10 protein-coding genes and 1 tRNA gene are annotated in these 8,193 nt (G+C 65.2%); 6 read left to right on the top strand and 5 right to left on the bottom strand.

Annotated elements, in window-relative coordinates; all coding sequences use genetic code 11:
- Nucleotides 1-301: DUF6456 domain-containing protein (locus H0T81_RS10935; RefSeq protein WP_294012983.1), on the bottom strand; the 301-nt coding region annotated here is incomplete at its 3' end.
- Nucleotides 302-407: 106 nt separating this feature from the next.
- On the opposite strand from H0T81_RS10935, the gene H0T81_RS10930 reads away from it, so the two are divergent.
- Together H0T81_RS10930 and H0T81_RS10925 are read left to right on the top strand one after the other, a co-directional pair.
- Entirely contained in the window at nt 408-986 is a 579-nt protein-coding gene (locus tag H0T81_RS10930) for a helix-turn-helix transcriptional regulator (protein ID WP_294012980.1), read from the top strand.
- A gap of 235 nt (nt 987-1,221) precedes the next feature.
- Nucleotides 1,222-1,297, top strand: a tRNA-Val gene (locus tag H0T81_RS10925).
- Nucleotides 1,298-1,321: 24 nt separating this feature from the next.
- Here the strand turns inward: H0T81_RS10925 and H0T81_RS10920 are convergent.
- The gene (locus H0T81_RS10920; protein WP_294012978.1) at nt 1,322-2,248 is read right to left on the bottom strand and encodes a MarR family transcriptional regulator; all 927 of its coding nucleotides are present in this window, start codon (nt 2,246-2,248) and stop codon (nt 1,322-1,324) included.
- Between the two features lie 86 nt (nt 2,249-2,334).
- Between H0T81_RS10920 and H0T81_RS10915 the strand changes: the two genes are divergently transcribed.
- Nucleotides 2,335-3,219, top strand: coding sequence for an IS1595 family transposase (locus tag H0T81_RS10915; protein ID WP_294012976.1), 885 nt, complete (start codon nt 2,335-2,337; stop codon nt 3,217-3,219).
- 145 nt (nt 3,220-3,364) lie between these two features.
- On the opposite strand, the gene H0T81_RS10910 is transcribed toward H0T81_RS10915, so the two are convergent.
- The gene (locus H0T81_RS10910; protein ID WP_294012974.1) at nt 3,365-3,808 is read right to left on the bottom strand and encodes a hypothetical protein; all 444 of its coding nucleotides are present in this window, start codon (nt 3,806-3,808) and stop codon (nt 3,365-3,367) included.
- Between the two features lie 6 nt (nt 3,809-3,814).
- Here H0T81_RS10910 and H0T81_RS10905 point away from each other — a divergent pair, with 6 nt between their 5' ends.
- Complete coding sequence (locus H0T81_RS10905; RefSeq protein WP_294012971.1) at nt 3,815-4,324, top strand: hypothetical protein; 510 nt, start codon at nt 3,815-3,817, stop codon at nt 4,322-4,324.
- A gap of 133 nt (nt 4,325-4,457) precedes the next feature.
- The gene (locus H0T81_RS10900; protein WP_294012968.1) at nt 4,458-4,727 is read left to right on the top strand and encodes a hypothetical protein; all 270 of its coding nucleotides are present in this window, start codon (nt 4,458-4,460) and stop codon (nt 4,725-4,727) included.
- On the opposite strand, the gene cysQ is transcribed toward H0T81_RS10900, so the two are convergent.
- Both cysQ and H0T81_RS10890 read right to left on the bottom strand, forming a co-directional pair.
- Nucleotides 4,724-5,548: a 3'(2'),5'-bisphosphate nucleotidase CysQ gene (cysQ, locus tag H0T81_RS10895; protein ID WP_294012967.1), complete on the bottom strand. Its 825-nt coding sequence runs from the start codon at nt 5,546-5,548 to the stop codon at nt 4,724-4,726. The two genes, H0T81_RS10900 and cysQ, sit on opposite strands and share 4 nt — an antisense overlap.
- 1 nt (nt 5,549) lies before the next feature.
- Entirely contained in the window at nt 5,550-6,329 is a 780-nt protein-coding gene (locus H0T81_RS10890) for an SDR family oxidoreductase (protein WP_294012965.1), read from the bottom strand.
- A 232-nt stretch (nt 6,330-6,561) separates the two neighbouring features.
- Between H0T81_RS10890 and H0T81_RS10885 the strand changes: the two genes are divergently transcribed.
- A complete protein-coding gene (locus H0T81_RS10885; RefSeq protein WP_294012963.1) occupies nt 6,562-7,881 on the top strand; it encodes a L,D-transpeptidase family protein in 1,320 nt (439 codons plus the stop codon).
- Nucleotides 7,882-8,193 lie beyond the last annotated feature (312 nt).

The raw sequence follows: 8,193 nt of genomic DNA, 5'->3' as shown, positions 1-8,193 counted from the left end.
GCTCCGGGCCGGGCGACGCCCCGCCCCGGCCGCGGGCGATCGGCGCGGCATCCCACGACATGGTGACGTTGGGGGCAAGCTCGGACCGCTCCCAGTCAAGCCGGAGCCGTTCGCCGGCGTCATATTGATTGCGGGTGACGAAGCCGCGCGCGAACAGCCAGCCAAGCGGCGATTCGGCAAGATTGACGGTCACCGAACGCGCCGGGCGCCGAACCGCCGGGCCGTTGCCGGAAGGCGATGGCGCCTCACTCGGGCCGATCGCCCGCTCGCGAAGCAGCCGCGTTGGTTGAACCTTGGCCATCTTATCTCTCCCGAACCCATGCGGCGTGATCGTCTCTTGCCACAGAGGCGAAACTGTAGGACAGTAAAAAACCAGCCTGGTTACACTTTTTTGGAGAGGATCGGCGATGATCACGCGAATCCGGGAAGTCCGCCGCGCTCGGGGAATGACGCTGGACGACGTCGCGAGGGCCTGCGAGCCGCCGACCACCCCGCAGACCATCGGCCGACTCGAGACCGGCACCCGGACCGTCTCGGTCGGCTGGCTCAACCGCATCGCCGCCGCCCTGGAGGTCGAGGCGTCCGACCTCGTCGACCATGGCGAGCGCACCGACCTCGCGGTCGTCGCGATCCTCGGCGCCAATGGCGCGACCGCGCCCAGGCGAGCGGCGGTCGTGGTCCCGCCGAGCGCCAGGGCCGGGCAGGTGGCGGTGACGGTCTCGGCCAGCGTCGGCGATTATCGGGCGGGCGACGAGATCTGGTGCGACATGCTGCAGCCCGAGGATTATGCCCGCGCCCTCAACCGCGACGTCCTCGTCCCGAGGCCGGCGGGGCGCTTCCTTTTCGGGCGGCTGATCGGCCGCGAAGCCGGCAACGGACAGCCCGGCAAGCTCCATCTGCTTCCGCCCGGCGCCGGCGGCCGGCAAAGCGTCGTCGCCGATCCGCCGTGGCTTGCAGTCGCGAGCCGATTGGTGCGGAGCCTTTAGGAGGGCCGGCGGTTACGCCTTCCGATCCAGGTCCCGGAGGCGTCGCTTGTTCTTCTTGTTTTCGAACCGGCTTGGCTGTGCCGCCTCGCTGCTGATCTCCGCGCTCGGCACGCTCGTCCTGCTCATCCTGCTGGGCTGGGTCCAACTGTAGGCGGCGCCAACTCCCGGTGATGGCAACTCTTGGCGGCCGCTCTTGTCCACACAACTGGAGCGTGGCACGGAAGCGCCGTTTCAGGGGCGCTTAGCTCAGCTGGTAGAGCATCTCGTTTACACCGAGAGGGTCGGCGGTTCGAGCCCGTCAGCGCCCACCACCCTCGAAGCCCCGGCTCGTTCGGTCAGACGGTCACTGGCCGGCCGACGTCGGCAAAATAGCGGCGCAGCGACTGGCTCGTCTGCGGAGCGAGCTCGACGAACACCCGGCGGCCGTCGTGCGGGTCGGCGCGGCGAACGAACATTCCTTGCTGGGTCATCGACTTCAGCCAGCGCAGGGCGGTGGTCGCCGGGACCGATGCGGCAATGCACAGGCTCGAGACCGGCACTCGAAGCTGCGCGATCTCTGCCTGAAGCAGGTCGAGCAGCATGTCCCACGCCGGATCGGCGAAGATGTTCTCGTCGAAATAGCGTGAGCGCAGCCGTCGCGCGCGGATCACTGTCCGGACCATTTCGGCCGAGACCTCCGGCACGTCGCCGGCGGTCGGCGGCTGTTCCGTCGGCCGCGCAACCGAGGCCGGGCCGGTCGACAGTCGAGCCAGCGTCGAGGCGATCCGGCTGACTTCGTCGCTCAGCTGGCGAAGCCGGATCGCGTTGCGGTCCGAGCCGACGTCCGACAACCGCTCGGGCCGGTGGGAGCCCGTCAGCGCGACCGCCAAAGCGGCCGCCCGGTCGGCGTCGTCCCCGTCGACCAGCAGCTCGACGCTTCCATCGGTCAGCCTCGCCGCAACCATGTCGAGCAACTCGGACGGCGCGGCGACGATCGCCTGGTAACGGCCGTGGCCGGCGTCCCGGTTCACATGGTCGAGCAACCGGTCCATCGATGCCCCTCGGTCGGACTCGAGCTCGACCCACAGCGCGGAGGCGGCAACCTGCCGGTCGATCCGCCCGGGCGCTTCGTCAAGCCCGACCCGGTCGGCGATCCTCAGCCCGGACGCTTCAACGGTTCGAGCGGCTCGCTCGAGCGCGGCGTCGCTGTCGCCGGCGATCAGGATCGGGGGTCGATCGAATCCAAATTGGGGATTTCGCTCGTCGGTCAAATACGCGTCCATGGCACACCCTTCGAAAAGGCTACACCGAGCAACCTAAGTGGAATATATCCCCTTGAAACATGTAAATGGGTGTGCCATAAGAGGGAATGGCAAAGACTAAGGCACCGACCCTCCGGCAGTTTCAGGACCGCTTCCCGACCGAAGCGGCATGTCTCGATCACCTGTTTCAGGTGCGCTACGGCACGAACTTCGATTGCCCGAAATGCGGCCGCCCAGCGAAATACAGCCGCGTGAAGGCGCGCCGTTCGTATCAGTGCAATTGGTGCGCCCATCAGCTCTACCCGACCGCCGGCACGCCTTTCGACCGGACGCGGACCAGCTTGCGCGACTGGTTTTATGTGATGTTCCTGTTCTGCTCGACGCGGAATGGTGTTGCCGCCAAGCGCGTGGAGCGCGAGATCGGCGTTACCTACAAAACGGCGTGGCGGATGTGCCGTGAAATTCGGAAATACATGGCCTCGCTCGACAGCGACGATCCCTTGGGCGGCTGTGGCTCGATTGTTGAGATTGACGAAACCAGCATCGGCGGCAACGCCACGGGCACGGGCGGCGGTCGCTACGCTGGCGGAAAGCATGTCGTCCTTCGGATGCTGGAAAAGGGCGGCGAGCTCATAACCCGCGTCGTTCCCGATGTGCGGCGTCACTCGCTTGTGCCGGTCGTTCAGGCGCATGTCCTGCCGGGAACCAATGTCCACACTGACGGGCTGCGTAGCTACACGACGCTTGGCGACTGCGGCTTCAGGCACGACACCGTGAACCACTCGGCGGGCCAGTATGTCAGCCCGACCGGATGCACTGTGAACCGTCTTGAGGGCTTCTGGGCGATGCTGAAGCGGGGCATCTACGGCACCCACATTCATGTCAGCGCGAAGCATCTCCCGAAGTATCTGGGCGAGTTTGAGTATCGCTGGAACATGCGCGCCGTTCCGCACCTGATGCTCGACCGGCTGATGCATTCTTTTTCGCGCTAGGGGCTTCGCCTTCCGCCATTGCTTTGAGAAGCTTGTCGAAACGCTTTTCTGGTTCGGCCATTTTTTTGCCTTTCCGTCGCTAGTGTAACAGACTGCGCCCATGAGGGGCAGACTAGTCCTTTGGTGGGTGCTGGCGTGGCTCATGCTAGCCGCTCAAAGCCCCCAGCCAGTAGAACAGCGCAGCGGTCGGCAGACTGGCGCCGCCAATCGCGATCAGCGCCCACCCGAAGACCCAGCGATCGCGGAAAGCTTGGGCCGCTTGGTGCGCGTGGTTGAAGCTCAGAACAATGACCCACAGGCCGCAGAAGACCGCCAGCGCACTAAGGACGATCTTGCCGCCCAAGAGAGCATGGCTCTCTGGACGCTGGTGATCGCTCTCGTCTCTGTGGGCGCGTTGATTCTCAGCACTGTTGGCGTTGTCCTGATTTTCGTCACCTTTAAGCAAACTCGCATTGCCGCTCGCTGGGCTGGCGTTGGTTCGCGCCAGAGTCGCCGCGCGCTGAAGCACATGCAAATAGTCTCGAAGGTTGAGCTTCGACCATATTTGTTCGTCGATCGGATCGAGGTCGAAACGCTTCTTGAGCGGCACTTTCGTGTGATCATTGTGCTCAAGAACTTTGGACGGACTCCAGCCCGAAAAATCCAGGCGTTCATTCAGAGCTTTGTCAGTGAGTCCTTGAACACTGCCCGTGAGTTCACTGAAGCGGATAGGATTTACCTCGATGTTGCCGCGCCAGAGGCCTGCCGACGGGCCTTCACGCCGCTCAGCTTCACCAAGGAGCAATGGGACGCTGAACCCACCAAGGCCCACGCGATCATAAGAGTGAAATATGTCTACGAGGATGAGGGGGGCAACGAATACGGAGAGTTGCTCGAATATTACAGTAGTCGAACCAACATGACCCGTGACGAGCCGAGGTTCTACCTCCTCACGGACTGGACCAAGGAACGAGAGGGGAGGAAGAAGGCCAAGCAAGGCGACCTGTTTGACCTCCCGCGCCTGAAAGCTCGCGCTGGCGGGCGAACCAAGACCCCAACAAAGGCTACCCAAAAGACCGGCAAGGGTAACAAACCGGACAAACCGAAGGAACCGCCGGGCAAATAGCCCATACATGCTCCAAGGGGATATATTCCACCTAAGTTAATAACGCGCAATGTGGAGAAAAGTCAGGCGGTTTTGGCTCCGCATTGGAGGTTTCCCCAATGTCCTCGCAATTTGCCGGACCTAGGCGAACGGAGTGGACCGCGATGAACAACAGGCAGCCGCGGTGCAGCAAGCGCGTTGGCTGGCCGAGCTCGCCCAGGCGATTGATCGGGCGCAGCGGCTGGCGCGGGCGCTGGAGTCCTCGAAACAGGACGCGGCCGAGGCGGCCGCAATCAACCAGCGCCTGGAAGCCATCCGGCTCGAGGTCGATGCGCTGCGCCGTGCCGGCCGCGCGAGCGTGCGACGGCCGATTGATCCGTTTTGGACCGGATTTACGCCGTGGAACCGGCGGCGCGCCGATTAGACCCCTTGCGGGATGTCTCCGCCGCCGGCGAACTCCTCGAGCCACGGACCGATCGCCGGCGCTAGCCACCCGCCGGTGGCGACAAATCCGCGGTTGATGAACGCGCGTTTGCCATAGCGCAGCGGCGCTGCGTCCGGTCCGTCGACTCGGCCGCCGGCGGCAAGCAGCACCGCATGGCCCGCGGCGGTGTCCCATTCGCTGGTCGGCGACAGTCGCGGGTAGATGTCCGCCCGCCCCTCGGCGACGATGCAGAATTTGAGCGACGAGCCGATTGCGACATGGCCGCAGCCGTTCGCCGCATGCTCGAGATATTCGGCGGTCGCCTGGTTGAAGTGCGACTTGGAAGCGACGGCGACCAGCGGCTCTCCCGGCTCGCGGGTCGCGATCGCGCGCCTGCGGCCGCCCGCTTCGACCCAGGCGCCGTGGCCGGCCACGCCGCCATGGAGCGCGTCACTCGCGGGCGCGAACACCACTCCCAGCCGCGGCGAGCCGCCCACGATCAGGCCGATGTTGACGGTATAATCGTCGCCGCCTCGAACGAACTCCTTGGTGCCGTCGAGCGGGTCGACGAGAAAATAGGTGTCGCCGTGGGCGGGAATTCGCCCGGCGGCCACTTCTTCCTCGGCGATCACGGGGACGCCCGGCGCGGCGCGGGCGAGCGCGGCGAGGATGATCAGCTCGGCCGCCCGGTCTGCCTCGGTGACCGGCGACCGGTCGGGCTTGGCCTCGACCTCGAAGCCGCGGCGCACGATCTCGACGATCGCCTCGCCGGCCTCGCGCGCGGCGACCGCGATTTCGTCGAGTAGCCGCAGCTCGTGCAACTTATCTGGGCGCCATTCGGATGCCGCCGTCGAGCCGGACCGACTCGGCGTTCATGTAGCGCGATTCGACCATGAAGCAGGCGAGCTGGGCATATTCCCCGGGCTTGCCGAGCCGCTTGGGGAACGGAACCTGCGCTCCGAGCGCCTCCTGCACATGTTCGGGCATCATCGCCACCATCGGCGTCTTGAACACTCCCGGAAGGATGGTGTTGACCCGGATCCCCTCGTTCATCAGGTCGCGAGCGATCGGCAACGCCATCGCCATCACTCCGCCCTTCGAGGCCGAGTAGGCTGCCTGGCCGATCTGTCCGTCCTGGGCGGCGACCGAGGCGGTGTTGATGATGCAGCCGCGCTCGCCGTCGTCGAGCGGGTCGAGAGTCACCATTCCGGCGGCGGAATGGGCGATGCAGCGAAAGCTCCCGACCAGGTTGATCGCGATCGCCAGCTCGAACTGCTGCATCGGATAGAATTTGATCGCCCCGGTCTCCTTGTCGCGGCCGACGGTCTTGGCGGCGTTGGCGACGCCGGCGCAATTGACCAGCACCCGCTCCTGGCCGTGCGCTTCGCGGGCCTTGGCGAAGGCCGCCGCGACTTTCTCGTCACTGGTGACGTCGGCTTCGCAGAACAGGCCGCCGATTTCGGAAGCCACTCGCTCCCCCTTGTCGGCGTCGCGGTCGAACAGCGCGACCCTGGCGCCGCGGCGGGCCAGCTCGCGTGCCGTCGCCTCGCCGAGCCCCGACGCCGCGCCGGTGACCACCGCCGATATTCCCTGGATGTCCATGTTCCCCCTTCAAGGCGCCGGTGAATGGGGGCCTATGCGATGGAAATCGCCAATCACCAAGAGGGGGTGGAGCAAAGGCAAGTGGTGCCCGGCGGACACATTCGGGCCCCAGAAACGGTCTTGTCGTCTTGAAAATGGCCCGAAGTCGCTGACTTTCCGGTGACGGCATGGCAATTTCCACGCGAACGCCCATACCGGCGTCATTCATATTTGCGTCGCTAAGAGGACAGGCATGAAATCGCAGCTCCTTCGGTCCATTGCTTGCGCGACGATGATCGTCCCGGCGCTTTGGGCGACCTCGGCCTCGGCGCAGCAATCCGTTGCGGGTGCGATGTTCCAGCCGGCGAGCCTGCCCACCTCGGGCGCCGTCTCGGCGTTCTACAGCACCTACCGGTCGTCGCCGATGTGGTTCCGCGGCGGTGTCGCGAATCCCGCGGCCGGAAGGCTCGTCGCGATCCTGAGGCGCGCCCACTTCGATGGCCTCGCCTCCGGTCCCCAGCTCGCGGCCCAGGTGGAGGCCGCGATCGCGCGTGCGTCCACCGGCACGCCCGCCAACGTCATGGCCGCCGAGCAGATGCTGTCGTCGGCCTGGGTGATGTACGTCCAGGCGCTCAAGCGCCCGACGCCCAACATGGATTACGCAAGTCCCGTGCTGATGCCGCAGGGCTCGCGAAGCGATCAAATCCTGCTGACAGCCGTCGGTGCTCCGTCGCTGGACCAGCATCTGGTTCAGGTTTCCAGGGTCAACTCCATATACGCTCAGCTTCGCGAGACCGCGTGGCAGCAGGCGCAAGCCGCCGGCAACCTTGCACCGGATCCGCGGCTACTCGTGAATCTTGAACGGGCGCGGACGATCCCCGGCACCGGGCGTTTCGTCGTGGTCGATGCGGCCGGGCAGCGAATGACCATGTTCGAGAATGGTCAGCCGATCGATTCGATGAAGATCATCGTCGGGACCGATGAGTTCCCGACGCCGATGATCGCGAGCTTCGTTCACTACGTCACTCTCAATCCCTATTGGGACTCGCCTGACCACCTCGTTCGGAAGGCGATTGCTCCAAACGTCCTCAGCCAGGGTTTCGGCTATCTGAAATCCCGCGGTTATGAGGTGATGGCCGATTGGACAGCCAATTCGGCGGTCATTCCTCCCGATCAGATCGACTGGAAGGCGGTCGTCGCGGGCAAGAAGCAGATCCGGATCCGGCAGAAGCCGGGGCGACAGAATTTCATGGCGACGATGAAGATTCCCTTCGTCAACAATCACAACATCTACCTCCACGACACGCCGGCCAAGGACCTGTTCGCCAAGTCTCAACGCGCGTTGAGCAACGGCTGTGTGCGGCTCGAGGATGCCCCCCGCTTTGCGCGCTGGCTTCTCGGCTACGATCCGGTCGCACCGTCGGCCGATCCCGAGCAGCATATCCAGCTGCCTCGTGGAGTTCCGATCTACCTGACCTATCTGACGGCGCAGCCCAGGGACGGGAAGATCACCTACACGGCCGATGTCTACGGCTGGGACAAGGCTGCGCTGCAGCGAGTAGCGAGCCGCTAAAGCGGCTGATCGCGCCGGCGCTCTCCCGAGCTCCGCCTCTTTTTGCACAACAAGCAAGGGCCAGCGCCTTTCGCGCTCGTGCCCCTCGCGTTGCGACCAAAAAACCGCCGCTGAACCGCCCGACCCGCAGCGCAAAAGAAAACCGGCCGGGGCAAAGGCCCCGACCGGTGTTTCTTGTCCCAGGACGCCAGTCTCGAAGGCGCCCAATCCGACTCGCGTCGCTTAGCCGCGGACAGGCTCCGGCGGCGGCGGCGGCGGCGGCGGCGGCGGCAGCGGGCAGACGTCCGTCGCCAGAATCACCGACCCGTCCGG

The organism is Sphingomonas sp. (genome assembly GCF_013812825.1).
Taxonomy (GTDB): domain Bacteria; phylum Pseudomonadota; class Alphaproteobacteria; order Sphingomonadales; family Sphingomonadaceae; genus Sphingomicrobium.
This window is presented reverse-complemented; position numbering and strand designations above follow the sequence as displayed.